The sequence below is a fragment of the Micromonospora sp. CPCC 205554 genome (assembly GCF_036902745.1).
GTDB lineage: Bacteria > Actinomycetota > Actinomycetes > Mycobacteriales > Micromonosporaceae > Micromonospora > Micromonospora tulbaghiae.
Genome location: NZ_JBAKHP010000036.1, coordinates 1 through 18,109, shown reverse-complemented (window position 1 = coordinate 18,109; position 18,109 = coordinate 1). Strand labels below are relative to the sequence as shown.

Sequence of the window (18,109 nt, the reverse complement as noted above, 5' to 3'; positions counted from 1 at the left end):
TCGAGAGCCCCCGTCCGGCCACCGGTCGCCAGCCGGGTCAGCCGGCCATGCCCCGCTTCAGCGCGGCCCCCATGAGCACGGCCCGCTTGGCGGTGAGCGCCGTGGCGGCCAGTGCCACGTGGTCCGGGGCGACCTCACCGTTGTTGCTGGTGTGCGACGCGCCGTACGGGTTGCCGGCGACGAACTGGCTCGGGTCGGTGTAGCCGGGGGTCACCACGATGCCGCCCCAGTGGTAGAAGACCGTGTACAGCGACAGCAGCGTCGCCTCCTGGCCGCCGTGGGACGTGGCGGTCGAGGTGAAGCCGCTGTAGACCTTGTCCGCGAGCGCACCCGCGGCCCAGAGCGGACCGGTGGTGTCGATGAACTGCTTGAGCTGGGCGGCGATCATGCCGTACCGGGTCGGCGAGCCCATGATGATCACGTCGGCCCAGGACAGGTCGTCCGGCTGTGCCTCCATCACGTCCTGGGTCTCCAGCCGGTGCGCCTGCCACCCGGAGTTGGAGCGGATCGCCTCGTCGGGCGCCAGCTCACGTACCTTGCGCAGACGCACCTCGGCGCCGGCCTCCCCCGCCGCCTCGACCGCCGCCTGCGCCATCTGGTAGGTGATGCCGGTCGCGCTGTAGTAGATCACCGCGACCTTGACCTGGCCATCCATCAGACGTTCCCTCCTCGTTTCGGGTCAGCTCCGGCGACTACCCGTTACTTGTTCCGTCAAACGCCGGGCGTGGCATGCTCTCCGGGTGGAGATCCGCACCGCCACGCCCGCCGACTGGCCGCTGATCTGGCCGTTCCTGCGCGAGATCGTCGCGGCCGGCGAGACGTACACCTGGCCCCGCGACGTCACCGAGGAACAGGCCCGCAGGCTCTGGATGCCGCCGGCGCCGGCGCGGACGGTGGTCGCGGTGGCGCCGGACGGCGCGGTGCTCGGCTCGGCCAAGCTGGCACCCAACCAGGGCGGCCCCGGCGACCACGTGGCGAACGCCTCGTTCATGGTCGCCCCGGCCGCCGCCGGGCGCGGCGTCGGCCGGGCGCTCGCCGCGCACGTGCTCGACGCGGCCCGGGCCGACGGCTACCGGGCCATGCAGTTCAACGCCGTGGTGGCCACCAACACCCGGGCCGTCGAGCTGTGGCGGTCGCTGGGCTTCGAGGTGATCGGCCGGGTGCCGGAGGGCTTCCGGCACCCGGCCCGGGGGTACGTCGATCTGCTGGTCATGCACCGGCGCCTGGACTGAGCGTGGCTCAAGATTTGCGCAAGTTCCGCCGGCAACCGCTCGTCTCGCCCAGCTCGCACGGGATGCTGGTGGAACCGGCGCCGGCCGCAGCGGCCGCCCCCGCGCCGGGATCCTGAACGGGGGATCGCGCTGGTGTCGGCAGCGCCGCCGGCGCAGCGCGATCAGGGGCCGCTTGTCGTACCCCGGGCCTACGCTGACGCCCGTGACCGTACGCCTCAACCGCGCCGAGGCGCTCGCGCTGCGGATGACCGGCCTGCTGCTGCGCCCGCACCCCACCGCCCGCCCGCGGGGTGTCGCCGACGTGGTCGAGTGGTTCGGCGCCATGCAGGCGCAGGACGCGGCGAGCGGGCTGTGGTCGCTCGGCGTACGCCTTCCCGGCGCCACCCAGGACGACGTCCGCGCGGCGCTGGAGCGACGCGAGGCCCTGCGCACCTGGCCGATGCGCGGCACCGTGCACCTGGTCCCGGCGCGTGACGCGCGGTGGATGCTGGACCTGACGGGGGTACGGACGCTGGCCGGCATCGCCGGGCGGTGGCGGCAGATCGGGCTGACCGTCGCCGACGGCGAACGGGCCTGTGAGGTGCTGGGCGCGGCGCTGACCGGCGGCGGCCGGCTCGCCCGCACCGAGTGCGTGGCGGCGCTGCGCGCCGCCGGGCTGGACACGGACGGTCAGCGCGGCTACCACCTGCTCTGGTACGCCAGCCAGCGCGGCGTCACCTGCATCGCCCCGCACGTCGGCACCGAGCAGACGTTCGCCCTGCTCGACGAGTGGGCGCCCGACCCGCACCGCCCGGAGCGCGACGAGGCGCTGGCGATGCTGGCGCACCGGTACGTGCGCGGCCACGGCCCGGTGACCCGGCACGAACTGGCCCGGTGGACCGGCCTGACCGTCACCGACGCGACCCGGGCGATCACGCTGGCCGGTGACCTGCTCGCCCCGGTCGAGGTCGACGGCGAGCCGGCCGTGGTCGACGCCGCGCTGCTCGACGCACCCCGCGCGCCGGTCGACGACCTGCACACGCTGCCCGGCTTCGACGAATACCTGCTCGGCTTCAAGGACCGGTCGTTGATGCTCGACCCGGCGCACGCCGCAGCGGTGGTTCCCGGCAACAACGGGGTGTTCCGGTCGACTGTAGTGCGGGGCGGGCGCGTGGCCGGCACCTGGACGCGGACGCTGGGCGCGAAGGCGGTGACCGTGAAGGTGCATCAGCTCGTGCCGTTCGACGCTGCGCTGCGTGAGCGGGTGGGGGCCGCCCTGACCGGGTATGCCCGCTTCCTCGGGCTGGAGTTGCGCCACTCCTGGTGAGCGGAGGCTCCCGCCGTACCTCTTCTCTTCTTTTCTCTGGTGCTGCCCGGCTCGCTCTTGCTCCGCTGCTCCTTTTCCCTGCTGCTCCTGTTGCTCTTGCGCCCCTTTGCTCTGCAGCCGTTGACGCATCGGTTCGCGTGACCGCCGCGTCGGTGGGTGCAGAGCAAGGCGGTGGGGCGTTCTCCCGCGGCTGACACTCCGGGTCGGCGCCGGCGCACCGCCGGCCGATCCCCGAGGTCGGCGAGAAGTCACCCCGCGTCCGTGTCGGGTGGAACGCCATGGGTGTCAAAACGGCGCCGAGGCACCCATGGCGTTCCACTCACCGGTCCGGCCGGGCGGCGGGGAAGGGAGAGTGGCGGCGCCCGGCGCGTGGAGACAGGAGCTGACACTTCGCCGTGGTGCGGCTCGACCCCCCTCTCGTGACGAGCAGCGCTGGCCTGTCCGCCGGTAGGGGCAGCCGCCTCACCCCCGCTTTGCTCTGCAGCCCCGGAGGCAGCAGAGCACCGAGCGTCAGCGTTGCGCCGAAGGCTGCAGAGCAAAGCGTGTCAAGGCCGAAGGGCCGGCGGCGTGCACCGCCACCGGCCCTTCGCGCTCCTCCCAGGGTCAGTCGGCGAGCGCTCCGGCCGACCGGCCCTCGTGCAGCGTCAGGTTGCGGCCGCTGCCCGGGTCGAACAGGTGGATCTTCTCCAGGTTGAACCACACCCGGCGCGACTCGCCCTCGCGTACCGGCGACTCCGCCGACAGCCGGGTGACCAGGTTCGACCCGGCGCCGGCGAAGTCCGCGGCGCCCGCGTCGGCGGCCAGCTCCTCCAGCTCGGCGGCGGTGGCCCGCTCCCCCTCGACGGTGAAGTAGACGTACTTGTCCGAGCCCATCGACTCGACGATGTCCACCGGCGCCTCGAACTCCATGCCCCGGCGGCGGGTCTCGTCGTCGATCAGCGCCGCGTCCTCGAAGTGCTCCGGGCGGATGCCCAGGATCAGCTCCCGGGGCGCGTCGCCGCCTTCCAGCTCGCGGCGGATCCGGTCGCCGACCGGCACGTCACCGAGCGCGGTCCGCAGCCGGCCGTCCTCCACGACGGCGTGCACGAAGTTCATCGAGGGCGAGCCGATGAACCCGGCGACGAACAGGTTGCGCGGGTGGTCGTACAGCTCCTGCGGCGGCCCGACCTGCTGCACCGCGCCACCGCGCATGATGACCACCCGGTCGCCGAGCGTCATCGCCTCCGTCTGGTCGTGGGTGACGTAGACGGTGGTGGTGCCGAGCTGCTTCTGGAGGCGGGACACCACCGTACGCATCTGCACCCGCAGCTTGGCGTCCAGGTTCGACAGCGGCTCGTCCATCAGGAACGCCTTGGGCTGACGGACGATCGCCCGCCCCATCGCCACCCGCTGCCGCTGGCCGCCGGACAGGTTGGCCGGCCTGCGGTCCAGCAGCGCGGTCAGCTCCAGCACCTTCGCCGCCTCGTCGACCTTCTGGTTGATGGTCTCCTTGTCCATCTTCGCCAGCCGCAGCGGGAACGCCATGTTCTCCCGCACGGTCATGTTCGGGTAGAGCGCGTACGACTGGAAGACCATCGCGATGTCGCGGTCCCGGGGCGCCTTGTCGTTGACCCGCTCGCCGCCGATGCGCAGCTCACCGGAGCTGATGTCCTCCAGCCCGGCGATCATGTTGAGCGTGGTGGACTTCCCGCAGCCGGACGGACCGACCAGGATCACGAACTCGCCGTCGGCGATCTCCAGGTCGACGTCCCGCACCGCGGTGGTCCCGTCCGGGAACCGCTTGCTCACCTTGTCCAGCACGATGTCGGCCATTGCTACCACCTATCCCTTGACTGCGCCGGAGGTCAGACCGGAGACGATGCGGCGCTGGAAGAAGAGCACGAACAGGATGATCGGCACGGTGATCACCACGGCGGCGGCGCAGATCGCCCCGGTCGGGTCCTCGAACTGCGACTCGCCGGTGAAGAACTGCAGCGCCACCGGGACCGTGCGGGACCGCTCGGTCGAGGTGAGCGTGATCGCGAACAGGAAGTCGTTCCAGCAGAAGATGAAGACCAGGATGGCCGTGGTGAACACGCCCGGCGCGGCCAGCGGCGCGATCACCCGCCGGAACGCCTGTGCCTGGGTGGCGCCGTCCATCTTCGCCGCCTTCTCCAGGTCCCACGGGATCTGCTTGAAGAACGCCGACAGCGTGTAGATCGCCAGCGGCAACGCGAACGTGATGTACGGCAGGATCAGTCCGGGCCAGGTGTCGAACAGGCCGAGCTGCCGCTCGATCTCGAACAGCGGCGACACCAGCGACACCTGCGGGAACATCGCGATCAGCAGCGAGACGCCGACCAGCAGCTTCTTGCCGGGGAAGTCGAGGCGGGAGATCGCGTACGCGGCCATCGCCCCGAGCACCACGGCGATCGTGGTGGCGATCAGCGCGATGCCGATGGAGTTGACCAGGGCGCGGACGAACTGGTCGGTGTCGAAGATCGTCCGGTAGTTGTCGAGCGTCCACTCCCGCGGCCAGAACTTGCCGTCGGTGAGCGTGGCCGGGGTCTTGAACGACAGCGAGGCGATCCAGAGCACGGGGACCAGCGCGAAGACGACGACCACGACGTCCAGCAGGCCCCAGCGCACCTTCGCCCGCGTGGTGGTTTCCACTGCCATGTCAGCGCCTCTCCCCATCGTCGCTGCCCGGGGCAGCGGTGCCGAACAGCTTCACGAACACGAAGGCGATGATCGCCACGGTGATGAAGATCAGCACCGACATCGTGGAGCCGATGCCGAGGTTCAGGCCCCGGATCAGGTTGTTGTAGGCGAGCATCGACACCGACGACGTCTCGTTGCCGCCGTTGGTGAGCACGAAGATGTTGTCGAAGACCCGGAACGCGTCGAGCGTGCGGAACAGCAGCGCGACCAGGATGGCCGGCTTCATCACCGGCAGCATCACCTTGGTGAACCGCTGCCACGCCGTCGCGCCGTCGGTGGAGGCCGCCTTGAGCAGGTCCTCCGGCACCAGCGCCAGCCCGGCCATCAGCAGCAGCGCCATGAACGGGGTGGTCTTCCAGATCTCCGCCAGCATGATGATCGCCAGCGAGCTGGCCCGCTCGGTCAGCGGGGCGCTGCCGTCGAACAGGTTCGCCAGGTAGCCGGTGCCCGGCGTCCAGGCGTACCGCCAGGAGAACGCCGCGACCACGGTGACGATGCCGTACGGGATGAGCGCCGCGGTGCGCACGATCCCCCGGCCGACGAGCGTCCGGTGCATGATCATGGCCAGGCCCATGCCGAGCACCAGCTCGACCGCGACGGTCACCACGGTGATCAGCGCGGTCACCCCGAACGCGGTCCACCAGAAGTCGTTCGTCAGTACGGTGACGTAGTTCTCCAGGCCGACGAACTGCCGCTCGTCGGGGAAGCGCAGGTCGAAGCGCTGCAGCGACAACCAGACCGAGTACAGGATCGGATACGCGGTGACCAGCACCATGACCAGCGCGGCCGGTGCGCACAGCAGCCAGCCGAGGCGCCGCTCGGCGCGCTTGTTCTCGCTCAGCGGGGCACGGGAGCCGCGCCGGGACCGCTGTTCCGGTACGGCGGCGTGCCGGCCGCCGGGCTGCTCGGCGGCGGCCTGCGCGCCGGCCGGCGTGGCGTTCACGCTCATGGCAGAACTCCCTTGGACTCCAGCGCGTCGGAGATCGCCTTGCGCAGCTCGTCAGCGGTCTGCTCGGGCCGGATCGCCGACGGCGGCGACAGGATCGCCGACATCACCGTGGAGATGCTCTGGTACGCCGGGGTCAGCGGCCGGACCGCCGGCTCCTTCAGCTCCTCCAGGATGGTCTCCTTCATCGGGTACGCCTCGGTCATCTCCGGGTCGTCGTAGACGGCCTCGATGGTGGGCGGTACACCGTCGTTGACGGCGGAGAACTTCTGGTTCTCGGCGTTGCGCAGGCAGCGGGCCACCTCGAACGCCTCCTCCGGGTGCTTCGAGTAGGTGCTGACCGCCAGGTTGACCCCGCCGATGGTGACCTTGCTGGGGGTGTCCGGGTCGATGCCGGGCACCCGGGCCCACTTCACGTTCTTCGCCAGTTCGGGGTTGGCCTCCTGGAGCGCCGGATACACGAACGGCCAGTTCACCTGGAACGCGCCCTTGCCGGACTGGAACTCCAGCCGTACCGGGTCCTCCAGCGCGTTGCTGAACGACGGCGAGGTCACGCCGGACGTGGCGAACTTCTTGAGCTGGTCGAGCGCGCGCACCGCGCCGGCGTCCATCTCCGCCTTCTTGCCGTCGTCACTGAGGATCTTGCCGCCGGCGCTCTCGGCGAGCGTGTTGTAGAGGACCACGAGGCCCTCGTACTGGGCGCCCATGGTGAGCACCTGGTACGGCTTGCCCTGCTCCTTGAGCTGCTGGGCCGCGGAGATCATCTCGTCCCAGGTCTTCGGCGCCTGCGACACCAGGTCGGACCGGTACCACAGCAGCTGCACGTTGGTGTTCTTGGGCGCCGCGTAGAGCTTGTCCTCGTACCGGGCGGTGTCCAGCGGGCCGGCCAGCGTGCCCTGCTCGACCTCGGCCTTGTCCTGGCCGGTCCACTCCCGGATCCACTTCGCGCTGGCGAACTCCTGCGTCCAGGTGACGTCCAGGCCGAGCACGTCCATCCCGCTGTCCTGCGCGGCGAGCCGGCGCACCATCTGCACCCGCTGCTCGTCGGCCTCGCGCGGCAGCACCCGGTAGTCGATCCGGTACCGCCCCTGCGCCTGCGTGTTGCAGGTGTCGACGACCTTCTGCAGGTTCTGCTCGGGCGGGTAGTACAGGTTGATCGTGGGGACGCCGCCGTCGCCGCCGGATCCGCAGGCGGCCAGCGGGGCCACCAATGCGAGCGCGGCGGCCGCTGCCGCCGCGCGTCCGGCCGGCCGCCGTGCGGCCGTGTCGGGGACTGTCGTCATCACCCTCCCCCTCTCTTCGGCGAAGAACCGGGGAGTGACCCGCGCCCCGGCGCACGGCGAGACGACCGGGGCATCGGCCCGATCGCCCGACGCCCCGGGCGTGTCGTGCGGCTGAACGTGCCCGACCTGCGACGGAGCGAAACATCACGGACATGTGACGGCGACGGCACGAACCGGGCCTGGACGTCGACACGTCGTCCCACGTAGTGAAACGGCGAGGCTACCCAGCGTCAGCGGTCTGCACTAGCGTGAGGCTGGCTCCGTAGCCGGCGCGTCGCCGTCGACGCCGATGCGCCTCCGGCCGTCCCCCATCGCCCGCCCGATCGGTTGGTTCTGACGGGAAGCGCCGTGCGCGCGTTCCCCGGTTGGGCAGGATTCCCCCGAGGAGGTGCCGTCGTGCAGGACACCCGCGCTATCGCCCTGACGTTCGAGGTGAGCGGCCTGCCCCCGGTCAAGACCGAGGCCCTGTCCATCTTCGCCGCCGGGCACCGGCAGGCGACGAGGGTCCGTACCCTGCTCCAGGCCGCCTGCACGGCGGCTCAGCGCACCGGGTGGACCCCGCTGACCGGGCCGGTCGAGGTGGACCTGACCCTGCGCTGTCCGCCCGGGCACCGCACCTCCGACGCCAGCACGCTGCTGGGCGGCGTGTGCGCGGTGCTCCAGGACAAGAAGCGGGTCTCCACCATCGGTCTCGCCCACCTCGGGGTGCTGGTCGACGTCGCGCTCTGGGCCGACGACCGGCAGATCCGCCGGCTGTCGTACGTCGAGGAGCCGGCGGAGGAGTTCTCGTATCTGGTCCGGGTGTCGGCCGTACCGACGATGGTTTGACCGGCGTCCGCGGTGGGGTACCGCGGACGCCGAGGAAGGGAGTGCCGATGTCGGAGCCACATGTCACGCTCGATCCGAGCGGGCTCGACCCTGTGCAGCAGAAGCTGCGCGGCCCGCTGGAGGATCAGCTGACCTCGGCCCTGCAGGCGGCCGCCGACCGGGTTCGCGCCGGCTACGCGGGCGAGCCGGTGGAGGACGTCTGCCGTCGGTTGCTCGACGAGACCCGCTCCGGCCTGCACCCGGACATCGCGGCCGGGTTCCAGCCGGACATGGACGAGTTCTGCCGGGTGGCGGTGGCGATCGTGCGGGGCGAGCTGACCTGAGCCGGCGGCGGCACAGGATTTGAGTACGCGTACCGATGGCGGGTCCGCCCGCGGCGGCGAGAATTCTCCCGTGCGAACTCGAATCATGATCGTTCTTGCCGTGCTCGGGCTGGCCGGGCTGATGGCGACCACCGGTTGTTCCCTGCGGCAGAGCATCTGTGGTGGTGGCGAGTACCCGGTGATCGCGGTCGGCCCGCAGGGCGGCAGCTCCTGCGTGCCGGACGGGGAGGAACCGATGCCGCCGTACGTGCGCTACCCGGAGGGCAAGGAGCCGAAGCACGTCGACGACGAGTGGGACGTCTACTGGCGTACCCACGGCATCGACGAGAACAACGACATCATCGACCGCTGAGGCGGGGCCGCGTCAGCTCCGCCGGACGTCGACCGAGACGACGTGGGTGCCGTCGGGGCGGTCGCCCTCCCCCAGCCGCACCGGCAGCCGGCCGCCCTCGGGCGGCCGCAGGCCGAGCCCGAAGCCGAGGTGGCCCTCGAAGTCGCCGGCCACGGCCCATCCACGCAGCGTCGGGAAACGGATCGCCGCCGGCGGCAGGTCCGCCGTCCCGCCGCCGCGGGCGTCGTGCGCCTGGGCCGGGTCGAACCGCACCGACAGGTACGCCGTGCCGGGCAGCGTGACCGGCGCACCCCGCCCCTCGGTCACCACCTGCGGCACGTACGCGACCTCGTAGGACGGGGTGGGTCCGCGGAAGGCGAACGTGATCCGGCTGAACCCCTCCGCCGGATGGTCGCCGACGTCGACCGCCACCAGGACGGGCAGCGGTTCCCCGGGCGGCGGGGTGACCGGCACCCGTACCCGGTGGGTCACCCGGACCGGCCCGCCGGGCACCGCCCAGCCCCAGGTGACGCGCCAGGATCCGGCGGTCGACACGGCCTCCGTCGGCACGGGCGGGGTGGGCGTTGCCTCCGGCGCCTCGCTCGCGGCCGGCGCGGACGCCGCCGCGGCCGTCGGGGTGGGCGCCGGGGAAGCGCCGTCGTGGCCGGTCGCCGTGCAGCCCACCGCGAGCAGCACGACCAGGCCGGCGAGCAGCGGTACGCGCTGAGGTGTCATGACTCAGTGTCGCTCCGTGACCGGCCCGCGCACCAGAGGCGTCCCACCGGAATCCGTCGGGCGGTGGAGGGGTGCCGGACGGGTCAGGACCGGGTCCGCAACTCCCCGGTCCTGACCCCGGCCGTCCGGTTGGGTAGCGGTCTGCGCCGCGGGAACCGGCAGGCGTGGCACGACGCCTTTCGCCGGGTTCCGCACGGCGAGCCGGTCTGCCCGCACTCAGCTCCACGGTGCTCTTACCACCGGACTCCGGTGCGCCCCCGTCTCACCCCGACGAGGCGTGGACGCCGGCTCAGGTTAGGCGCGTCCGCGCAGGCCGGACAAGCGACGACCGGCGGCTGCGGTTGTGATTGATGTCTATGCGGAATTGCGGCATGTCGGCGTAACGGGGTCAGCCGGTTTCGCGCTGTTCGACTTCGAGACGCGGACTGCGCCCGGCGGGCCGCTGCGGCACGGTCCGGGCCGCGACGGCCCCGGCGACGAGCGCCAGCGCGGCCACGTGCAGCGCCCGTACGCCCGCCGGGGCGGGCACACCGGCGGCCGGCAGCGCGGGCATCAGCAACGCACCGAGCCCGGTGACCGCCAGCGCCACCCGCCAGAACACGTTCGGGTTCGCCTCCGGCGCCGGTTCGCGTACGCCGTCGGTCCGCAGCCCGCGGCGGGCCTCGTGCACGGCCAGGACGGCCACCAGCAGCGCGCCGCCGATCCCGGCCACCAGGTCTGCGAACTGGTACCAGTACACGCCGGTCACGGCGTGGAAGTCGGAGACGCCGAGCAGCCGGGGCAGCCGCTCGCTGTGGCTGATCCGGTCCCACGCCACGTGGCTGAACGCGCCGATGAGCGCCGAGCAGACGGTGACCTGCCAGGGATGACGGACCCGGGCCAGCGTCGCGTACCAGGGCCAGCCGAACAACCGCTGCGCGGGCAGGTGCACCGCGATGCCGGCGACCACGCGGCGTACGACCCAGGCGTACACGAGGGCGACCGGCAGGCACCACCAGAGCAGCCCGCCGAGCGTGTGCGTCCGCAGGTTCAGTGCCAGCGGCGTGCCGGTGACCAGGTACCCGACGTCCGGCGCGACCGCGCCGGTGCACAGCGCCACCCCGTCGAACCAGTCCGGCCGCCACCGCTTCAGCGGCAGCACCGGAGCCAGGTGCGACGGGAAGGTCAGCGGCACGTCCCGGACGTTACCGGCCCGGTCAGAAGTGCTGGACCAGGTCGGGGAACGCGGCCAGCCGGATCACCCGCTGGTCGGACGGGTCCAGCTCGTCGTGCTCCAGGACCCAGGTGTTCTCGTTCGGGATGAAGACCGCGTTCATCCCGGCGGCCCGCGCGGGCAGGATGTCCGAGCGCGGCGAGTTGCCGATCATCCAGGCGGCGGCCGGGTCGAAGGCGTGCTCGCGGGCCAGCCAGCGGTACGTGTCCGCGTCCTTCTCCGGCACGATGTGCGCGGCGCGGAAGTGGTGCAGCAGCCCGCACGCGTCCAGCTTGCGCTGCTGTTCCTCGCGCTCGCCCTTGGTCAGCAGCAGCAGTTCGTGCCGCCCGGCCAGGTCGTCGAGCGTCTCGGCCACGCCCGGCATCAGCTCGACCTGGTGGCCGACCAGCGCGGCGGCGAGCTGCTCGATCTCGGCGCGCTCCCGCACGGTGGCCGGACGCTCGCGCAGCTTCTCCAGGCACTCGCCGAGGCTGCGCAGGAAGACCTTGCTGCCGTAGCCGTGCGCGACGGCGTTCGCGCGCTCGATGTCGTCGAGCACCGCACGGATCCGGGCCCGGTCCAGCGTGGGGTGGTCGAGCCAGGTGAGGAAGTCGTCGATGACGCGCTCGAACAGGACGTTGTTCTCCCAGAGCGTGTCGTCGGCGTCGAAGACCAGCACGGCGGCGTCCCGGCGCCACGGCATCGCGTCCCCCTCCCCCTCGCGGACCTCGCACACCGTACTGCCCGGTCGCCGGACGGGCCACGCGGATTATCCGGTCGGCGGGCGGTTACCGGCGCCTACCCGACTGCGGAATCCCTGGTGGGACGGCATGCTTCCGCCATGACGATCTCACCCGATCACCCACCCGGGCGCCGGGGCCGGCGCCGCGCGGCCGTCGCGGTGGCCGCGACGCTCGCCGTCGGGGGCGCGGCGCTGCCGGGATCCCCGGCGCTCGCGGTCAACGCCGCACACACCACAGTGGTCGGCACGAACCCGGTCGACTGGACGCCGCACGCGCTGGACGGCACCGTCCACCGCATCCTCCAGATCGGCAACCGCGTGTACGTGGCCGGCACGTTCACCAAGGTGCGCAACGCCGGTCAGTCGGCCCAGCTGGCGATGCCCCGCCTGGTGGCTCTCGACGCGACAACCGGACGGATCGACACCACGTTCCGGCCGCAGGTCAACGGCGCGGTCAAGGCGCTCGCCGCCGCGCCGGACGGCCGCTCGCTCTACATCGGCGGCGCGTTCACCACTGTCAACGGCACGGCGGCGTCCCGGCTGGCCCGGATCGACGCGGCCACCGGCGCCCGGGTCGCCGGGTTCACCACGCCGGCGCTGAACAACCAGGTCAACGACGTACGCCTGGTCGGCAACCGGCTGATCGTCGGCGGCGCGTTCCAGACCGTCGGCGGGGTGACCCGGCGCGGGCTGGCGGCGGTGAACGCCACCACCGGTGCGGCCGACGCGTCGGTCAGCCTGAACCTGGCCGGTCCGCGCAAGACCACCTCCGGCGCCACCGCGCCGGTGAAGGTCGAGGCGCTGGACGTATCCGCCGACGGCCGGCGGCTGGTGTTCGTGGGCGGCTTCAGCAGCGTCGCGGGCGTGGCGCGGCACCAGATCGCCGTCGCCGACCTGAGCGCGGCCGGCGCCACGCTCTCCGGCTGGGCCACCGACCGCTACCAGCCGCAGTGCGCGAGGACGATGCCCGTCTACATGCGCGGCGTCGACATCTCGCCGGACGGCACCTGGTTCGCGGTGGTCACCACCGGCGGCCCGTTCCCGGGCACGCTCTGCGACACCGCGGCGCGTTTCGAGTTCGGCACTGCCACCGGCGGCAAGCAGCCGGCCTGGGCCAACTACACCGGCGGCGACACGCTGCTGTCGGTGGCGGTGACCGGCGCGGCGGTCTACGTCGGGGGCCACCAGCGCTGGCTGGACAACCCGCAGGGCCGGAACTCGGCCGGTCCGGGCGCGGTGTCCCGGCCGGGCGTCGGGGCGATCCACCCGGCCACGGGCAAGGCGCTGCCCTGGAACCCGACCAAGGACCGGGGTGTCGGCACCCAGGAGCTGTACGCCACCGACACTGGCCTGTGGGTCGGCAGCGACACCGTGACGGTGGCCGGGGAGTACCACGCCCGGCTGGCGTTCCTGCCGCTGCCGTGAGCGTGCGGGGCGCGGCGGTTCTCCCGCCGCGCCCCGCGCCCGTCAGCGACGCAAGGTGAGGATCGGCCGCGTCAGCGACGCAAGGTGAGGATCGGCCGCGTCAGCGACGCAAGGTGAGGATCAGGTCGGCGACCAGCGCGGTCCAGCCGGTCTGGTGCCAGGCGCCCAGGCCGGCGCCGTTGTCGCCGTGGAAGTACTCCGGGAAACAGATCAGGTCGCGCCAGTCCGGGTGGGTCTGGAACAGCTGCGCCGCCCCGTAGATGGGCCGCCGCCCCCAGCCGTCGCGGGTGAACAGGGAGATCAGCCGCGCGGACAGGTCGTCGGCGATCTCGTCGAGCGTGCGCTTCACCCCGGACCGGGTCGGGTACTCGACCTGGAGGTCGTCGCCGAAGAACGCGGCGTAGTCCCGCAGCGCGCTGATCAGCAGGAAGTTCGTCGGCATCCAGATCGGGCCGCGCCAGTTGGAGTTGCCGCCGAACAGGCCGCTGGTCGACTCGGCCGGCTCGTAGCCGACGCTGAACTCCTGCCCGCCGAGGGTGACCGTGAACGGCTTGTCCAGGTGGGCCCGGGACAGCGTACGCAGCCCGTACTCGGAGAGGAACTCGTCGGTGTCGAGCATCCGCGCCAGCAGCCGCACCACCTGGTCCGGGGCGACCATCGACAGCAACCGCTGCTGGCGGCCGTCCGGCCCGAGCCGGCGGGCGCCGATCACCTCCGCGTACTCGGGGCGGTTGGTGAGGAACCACCGCAGCCGCGCGCCCAGCTCGGGCAGGCGGCGCATGGTCCGGGCGGTCAGCCGGGTGACCGCCGCCAGCGGCAGCAGCCCGACCACCGAGCGGACCTTCAGCGGCACCTTCGTGCCGTCGGCCAGCCGCAGCACGTCGTAGAAGAACGCGTCCTCGGCGTCCCAGAGCCCCTGGTGGTACGCCGCCGCGGCGATGTACGCGAAGTGCTCGAAGAACTTGGTGGCGGTGTCCACGTACGCGCGGTCGTGCTCGGCCAGCACGATCGCCATGTCGAGCAGGTTGAGCGCGTACATGGCCATCCAGCCGGTGCCGTCGGACTGCTCCAGCGTCCCGGCGACCGGCAGCGCGGCCGAGCGGTCGAACGGGCCGACGTTGTCCAGCCCGAGGAAGCCGCCCTCGAAGACGTTGTTGCCGCCGGTGTCCTTGCGGTTGACCCACCAGGTGAAGTTGAGCAGCAGCTTGTGCATCACCCGGGCGAGGAACTCGTGGTCGCGGGCGCCGTCGATCTCGAAGACCTTCAGCGCCGCCCAGGCGTGCACCGGCGGGTTCACGTCGCCGAACGCCCACTCGTACGCCGGGATCTGCCCGTTGGGGTGCAGGTACCACTCGCGCAGCAGCAGCAGGATCTGTTCCTTGGCGAAGCCCGGGTCGACCCGGGCGATGGTGACGCAGTGGAAGGCCAGGTCCCAGGCGGCGTACCAGGGGTATTCCCACGGGTCCGGCATGGAGATCACGTCGAAGCTGTTCATGTGCCACCAGGCGCTGTTGCGCCCGTGCCGGCGGCCGGCCGGCGGCGGCGCGGAGCCGGGGTCGCCGGCCAGCCAGCGCTCGACGTCGAAGTGGTAGAACTGCTTGCCCCACATCAGCCCGGCGATGGCCTGGCGGGCGACCAGGGCCTCGTCGGCGGTGGCGGCGGCCGGGATGACGCTGTCGAAGAACCGGTTCGCCTCGGCCCGGCGCGCCCACAGCACCGTGTCGAACCCGTCGCCCAGGTCGGCCGGCGCTGGCGGCGCGGCGGTCGGCGGCGGCGCGGTACGCGTCAGCCGCAGCCGGATCTGCCGCTGCTCACCGGCCGGCACGTCCAGCACGTAGTGCAGCGCGCCCTTGGTGCCGGTGCGGTCCGGGTTGACGGTGGCCGCGCCGGCCACGACGTGGTCGTTGATGCCGTCCTTCGGGTACGGGGACCGCCCGGGCAGCCCCCACAGCCGCTCGGCGTTGGTCTCGTTGTCGCACAGCAGCGGCACCGGGTCGCCGTCGCCCTCCAGCAGGAGCTGGCCGAGCACCCAGTGCTCACCGACGAGCCGGGCGCCCGCCCGCTCCCCGGCCGTCTCGCCGGTCAGCTTCGGCATCCGGTCGGTGCCGGGCAGCCCCCACGCCCAGGTGTTGCGGAACCACAGCGTGGGCAGCACGTGCAGCGTCGCGTCCTCGTCGCCCCGGTTCGCCACGGTGACCAGCACGCACATGTCCGTCGGGGACGCCTTGGCGTAGTCGACGGTGACCGCCCAGTACCTGTCGTCGTCGAAGATGCCGGTGTCGACCAGCTCGTACTCGGTGTCGTCCCGGCCGCGCAGCGCGTTCACCGCGACCAGCTCGTCGTACGGGAACGCGGCCTGCGGGTAGTGGTAGCGCCAGCGCATGAAGGAGTGCGTCGGGGTGCTGTCGAGGTACCACCAGTACTCCTTGACGTCCTCCCCGTGGTTGCCGCCGTCGCCGCCGAGGCCGAACATCCGCTCCTTGAGGATCGGGTCGCGCCCGTTCCACAGCGCGAGCGCGAAGCAGAACGTCTGCCGGTCGTCGCAGACGCCCGCCATGCCGTCCTCGTTCCACCGGTACGCTCGGGACCGCGCGTGGTCGTGGGGGAAGTAGTCCCACGCCGTGCCGTGTTCGCTGTAGTCCTCCCGTACCGTCCCCCACGCCCGCTCGGACAGATAGGGGCCCCATGCGCGCCAGTCCTGCTCCCCGGCGTCGGCCTGGGCGAGCCGGTGCCGCTCGGGGTCGGGGGACGCGGAGGTCGACCGGTCGGTGATCACTGGCACATCTTCGACGCCGCCGGGGTACTTCTCCACAGCGGCCATTGTCGCCGTGGCATGTCACACCTCGCTGCCGGTGGAGGAAAGTTGATCGACATCCGTTTCGGGCCGCAGGTCTGCGGCGAGCTGTCCGCCGCCGCCACGCGGGAATGGCTGGTCACGGACGGGCGCGGCGGGTACGCGATGGGCACCGTAGCCGGACTGCGGACCCGCCGGTACCACGGGCTGCTCGTGGTGGCCGCTGACACGCCGGCGTCCCGCAAGGTGGGACTGGTGAGCCTCGACCCGGCGGTGACGCTGCCCTCGGGGCGGCAGGTCCGTCTGGGCGCACACGAGTGGTCCTCCGGCGTGGTCGACCCGCGCGGCTTCGAGCTGCTGGAGCACTTCGACCTCGCCGACGGGGTGCCGCGCTGGCGGTGGCGCATCGGCGACGTGGTGATCGAGCGGGAGATCGCCATGACGTACGGCCGCTCCTGCGTGGCGGTGGTGCACCGGCTGATCTCCGGCGGCCCGGTGCGGCTGGACCTGGCCGCGGCCTGCACCTGGCGCGACGCGCACGGCGAACGGCGCGCCGACGGCCCCGCGCCCCGGCTGGAACCGGCGGCCGGCGGCGCCGTGGTCGACGGCGCGTACCGCCTGGCCGGGCCGGACTGGACCCCGGAGGGGCAGTGGTGGCACGGGGTCCGCCACCGCACGGAGGCCGAGCGCGGCCTGCATCCGGACGAGGACCTCTGGTACGCGGGCCGGTTCACCGGCGCGCTCGACGAGCCGGGCGCGACCGTGTCGGTGCTGGCCTGGGCGGACGACCTGGCCGAGGAGCCGCCACCGGCGACCGCCGTGGTCGAGGCGGCCCGGCGGCGCAGCCGGGCCGTGGTGGCCGCGGCGAAACCCGGCGACGCGGTCGAGGCGACGCTGGCGCTGGCCGCCGACGCGTTCGTGGTACGCACCACCACCGGCCCGGACGTGGTCGCCGGCTACCCGTGGTTCGGGGCCTGGTCGCGGGACACGATGATCTCCTACGAGGGCCTGTTCCTGTGCACGAACCGGGCCGACGAGGGCCGGGACCTGCTGCGGGCGTACGCGGCCACGCTGAACGAGGGCATGCTGGCGAACACGGCCGACACCGGCCGGGTCGAGTACAACACCGTCGACGCGACGCTGTGGTTCCTGCACGCGGTGCACCGGCACGTCACCGTCACCGGCGACACCGACCTGGGCGACGAGCTGCTGCCCTCGCTGCACCGCGTGGTCGAGGCGCACGTGGCGGGCACCCGGTACGGCATCGGCGTCGACCCGGCCGACGGACTGCTGGCCCAGGGCGGCCCACCGGACGTGGCGCTCACCTGGATGGACGCCCGGGTGTACGGGGTGCCGGTGACCCCGCGTACCGGCAAACCGGTCGAGGTCAACGCGCTGTGGATCAACGGGCTGGCCGGGCTCGCCGAGCTGACCGAGCTGGCCGGACGCGACGCCACCGCGCTGCACGACCTGCACCACCGGGCCGGCACCGCGTTCCGGGAGCGCTTCCCCGCCCCGGCCGGCTGGCTCCACGACGTGGTCGACGCCCCCGCGCCCGCGTACCCGCTGGGCGGGGCCGCGCACCACGACGACGACCTGCTGCGCCCCAACCAGCTGCTCGCCTGGTCCCTGCCGCACGCGCCGCTGGAGCCGGACGAGGCCACGCTGCGCCGGATCACCGAGGCGCTGTTCACCCCGCTCGGGCCGCGCAGCCTCGCCCCGGACTCCCCCGGCTTCACCGGGCGGCACCGGGGCGGACCCGCCGAGCGGGACTCCGCCTACCACCAGGGCACCGTCTGGCCGTGGCTGACCGGACCGCTGCTGGACGCGTACCGCCGGGCCGGGCTGCCCGCCGACGACCTGCTGGTGGGTCTCGTGGGCCATCTCGCCGAGGACGGTCTGGGCTCGGTGAGCGAGACCGCCGACGGCGCGCCGCCGCACGGGGCCACGGGCTGCCCGTTCCAGGCGTGGTCGGTGGCCGAGCTGCTGCGCGCGCGGCGGATGCGCCGGTAACGCGTTACAGACCGGCAACCGGCGTGTCGCCGCCGGTTATCGACCCCTCGGCAGGATGGGTGCCGACCCCACCGGACACCGCGGCGACGCCGCCGCCGGGGTGGGGACGCCACAACTCAAAGGGGGCCGCGTGTCAGCTGACGCCGAAGTGATCGACATCCAGCCCGCCCGGCGCCTGCGGGTGCTGCTGCTCTCCTGGGAGTACCCGCCGGTGCTCGTCGGTGGCCTCGGCCGCCACGTCCACGCGCTGTCGGTCGCC

The 18,109-nt window shown here is 72.6% G+C and carries 16 protein-coding genes and 1 pseudogene; 8 read left to right on the top strand and 9 right to left on the bottom strand.

Going from position 1 to position 18,109, the window contains the following annotated elements; all coding sequences use genetic code 11:
* Positions 1-37: 37 nt before the first annotated feature.
* The gene (gene wrbA, locus V6U82_RS28365; protein ID WP_120569050.1) at positions 38-655 is read right to left on the bottom strand and encodes an NAD(P)H:quinone oxidoreductase; all 618 of its coding nucleotides are present in this window, start codon (positions 653-655) and stop codon (positions 38-40) included.
* Positions 656-740: 85 nt separating this feature from the next.
* On the opposite strand from wrbA, the gene V6U82_RS28360 reads away from it, so the two are divergent.
* Complete coding sequence (locus tag V6U82_RS28360) at positions 741-1,232, top strand: GNAT family N-acetyltransferase (protein ID WP_334466540.1); 492 nt, start codon at positions 741-743, stop codon at positions 1,230-1,232.
* A gap of 202 nt (positions 1,233-1,434) precedes the next feature.
* Positions 1,435-2,538, top strand: a complete 1,104-nt coding sequence (locus tag V6U82_RS28355) for a winged helix DNA-binding domain-containing protein (RefSeq protein ID WP_334466537.1) — start codon at positions 1,435-1,437, stop codon at positions 2,536-2,538.
* A 603-nt stretch (positions 2,539-3,141) separates the two neighbouring features.
* Here the strand turns inward: V6U82_RS28355 and V6U82_RS28350 are convergent.
* From V6U82_RS28350 to V6U82_RS28335, 4 genes are read right to left on the bottom strand one after another with little or no spacing between them, the layout of a single operon-like run.
* Positions 3,142-4,350 (bottom strand): ABC transporter ATP-binding protein, encoded by a 1,209-nt coding sequence (locus V6U82_RS28350; RefSeq protein WP_128137879.1) that lies wholly within the window; start codon positions 4,348-4,350, stop codon positions 3,142-3,144.
* 9 nt (positions 4,351-4,359) lie between these two features.
* Positions 4,360-5,196: a carbohydrate ABC transporter permease gene (locus V6U82_RS28345; protein WP_026268483.1), complete on the bottom strand. Its 837-nt coding sequence runs from the start codon at positions 5,194-5,196 to the stop codon at positions 4,360-4,362.
* A 1-nt stretch (position 5,197) separates the two neighbouring features.
* Positions 5,198-6,187: a carbohydrate ABC transporter permease gene (locus tag V6U82_RS28340; RefSeq protein ID WP_334466532.1), complete on the bottom strand. Its 990-nt coding sequence runs from the start codon at positions 6,185-6,187 to the stop codon at positions 5,198-5,200.
* Entirely contained in the window at positions 6,184-7,467 is a 1,284-nt protein-coding gene (locus V6U82_RS28335) for an ABC transporter substrate-binding protein (protein WP_128137537.1), read from the bottom strand. The genes V6U82_RS28340 and V6U82_RS28335 overlap by 4 nt, the downstream gene beginning before the upstream one ends.
* Before the next feature lie 396 nt (positions 7,468-7,863).
* On the opposite strand from V6U82_RS28335, the gene V6U82_RS28330 reads away from it, so the two are divergent.
* From V6U82_RS28330 to V6U82_RS28320, 3 genes are all read left to right on the top strand, one after another.
* Positions 7,864-8,295 (top strand): hypothetical protein, encoded by a 432-nt coding sequence (locus V6U82_RS28330; protein WP_128137538.1) that lies wholly within the window; start codon positions 7,864-7,866, stop codon positions 8,293-8,295.
* Positions 8,296-8,342: 47 nt separating this feature from the next.
* On the top strand, positions 8,343-8,618 hold the full coding sequence (locus V6U82_RS28325; protein ID WP_013287312.1) for a hypothetical protein: 276 nt from the start codon (positions 8,343-8,345) through the stop codon (positions 8,616-8,618).
* Between the two features lie 70 nt (positions 8,619-8,688).
* A complete protein-coding gene (locus tag V6U82_RS28320; protein WP_258544981.1) occupies positions 8,689-8,970 on the top strand; it encodes an SCO0607 family lipoprotein in 282 nt (93 codons plus the stop codon).
* Positions 8,971-8,982: 12 nt separating this feature from the next.
* On the opposite strand, the gene V6U82_RS28315 is transcribed toward V6U82_RS28320, so the two are convergent.
* The 3 genes from V6U82_RS28315 to V6U82_RS28305 all read right to left on the bottom strand — a co-directional run bounded on the left by V6U82_RS28315 (position 8,983) and on the right by V6U82_RS28305 (position 11,579).
* The gene (locus tag V6U82_RS28315) at positions 8,983-9,684 is read right to left on the bottom strand and encodes an AMIN-like domain-containing (lipo)protein (RefSeq protein ID WP_334466521.1); all 702 of its coding nucleotides are present in this window, start codon (positions 9,682-9,684) and stop codon (positions 8,983-8,985) included.
* 388 nt (positions 9,685-10,072) lie between these two features.
* Positions 10,073-10,858: a DUF4184 family protein gene (locus tag V6U82_RS28310; RefSeq protein WP_121685279.1), complete on the bottom strand. Its 786-nt coding sequence runs from the start codon at positions 10,856-10,858 to the stop codon at positions 10,073-10,075.
* Between the two features lie 22 nt (positions 10,859-10,880).
* Positions 10,881-11,579 carry an HAD family hydrolase gene (locus tag V6U82_RS28305; protein ID WP_334466516.1) on the bottom strand — a complete coding sequence of 233 codons (699 nt, stop codon included), beginning with the start codon at positions 11,577-11,579 and terminating at the stop codon, positions 10,881-10,883.
* Positions 11,580-11,717: 138 nt separating this feature from the next.
* Between V6U82_RS28305 and V6U82_RS28300 the strand changes: the two genes are divergently transcribed.
* Positions 11,718-13,043 carry a hypothetical protein gene (locus V6U82_RS28300; protein WP_334466514.1) on the top strand — a complete coding sequence of 442 codons (1,326 nt, stop codon included), beginning with the start codon at positions 11,718-11,720 and terminating at the stop codon, positions 13,041-13,043.
* Positions 13,044-13,143: 100 nt separating this feature from the next.
* Here V6U82_RS28300 and V6U82_RS28295 read toward each other — a convergent pair whose 3' ends face one another.
* Positions 13,144-15,864, bottom strand: coding sequence for an MGH1-like glycoside hydrolase domain-containing protein (locus V6U82_RS28295; RefSeq protein ID WP_334466511.1), 2,721 nt, complete (start codon positions 15,862-15,864; stop codon positions 13,144-13,146).
* A gap of 42 nt (positions 15,865-15,906) precedes the next feature.
* Between V6U82_RS28295 and V6U82_RS28290 the strand changes: the two genes are divergently transcribed.
* Together V6U82_RS28290 and V6U82_RS28285 are read left to right on the top strand one after the other, a co-directional pair.
* Complete coding sequence (locus tag V6U82_RS28290) at positions 15,907-17,850, top strand: amylo-alpha-1,6-glucosidase (protein ID WP_334466508.1); 1,944 nt, start codon at positions 15,907-15,909, stop codon at positions 17,848-17,850.
* 55 nt (positions 17,851-17,905) lie between these two features.
* Positions 17,906-18,109, top strand: a pseudogene (locus V6U82_RS28285) (glycosyltransferase family 4 protein); the annotation flags it as partial.